We start from the raw sequence: 652 nt of genomic DNA, 5'->3' as shown, positions 1-652 counted from the left end.
ACTTTTGGTTACAGGGCTTTTACCTTCTATGCCGGGCCTTTCCAGACCTCTTCACCTAACCCAATCCTTTGTAACTCCATGTGAGATGTCCCACAACCCCAAAGAGCAAGCTCCTTGGTTTGGGCTAATCCGCGTTCGCTCGCCGCTACTGACGGAATCACTATTGTTTTCTCTTCCTCAGGGTACTTAGATGTTTCAGTTCCCCTGGTCTGTCTCTACATTTCCTATGTATTCAGAAATGAGTGACTGCGTATTACCACAGCCGGGTTTCCCCATTCGGACACCCCCGGATCAAAGCTTGCTTACAGCTCCCCGAGGCAGTTTCGTTGTTCGCCACGTCCTTCATCGACTCCTAGTGCCTAGGCATCCTCCGTGTGCTCTTAGTAGCTTAACCATCATGCTCCTGTTTCTCGTCTGCTTCACCCGAAGGTTCTTCAGTCTCCAAACACTTGCATATCAATTAGCTTGTACTCAGTAAACTGAATACTCACTGCTACTTTTACACTTTGCTCAGTTAACAAGTTAACCGAACTAGTTAAAAAGAATGTTCGTTTCTTACTTGCAAATTCGTTCGTTATCTAGTTTTCAAGGATCAAAGTTATTTCTATAAATGAAACAACGTTTTGAAAGATTGCTCTTTCAAAGCTGAACA

Annotated in this window: 1 rRNA gene; it reads right to left on the bottom strand. The window is 44.5% G+C overall.

The features are described 5' to 3' along the window. Positions 1-394 (bottom strand): 23S ribosomal RNA (locus PBAT_RS15590); the annotation flags it as partial. Between the last annotated feature and the right edge of the window lie 258 nt (positions 395-652).

This window comes from Paenibacillus antarcticus, from assembly GCF_001637225.1.
GTDB classification, from domain to species: Bacteria; Bacillota; Bacilli; order Paenibacillales; family Paenibacillaceae; genus Paenibacillus_AQ; species Paenibacillus_AQ antarcticus.
The sequence above is the reverse complement of the archived record's forward strand: the minus strand, read 5'-3'. Positions and strand labels throughout refer to the sequence as shown.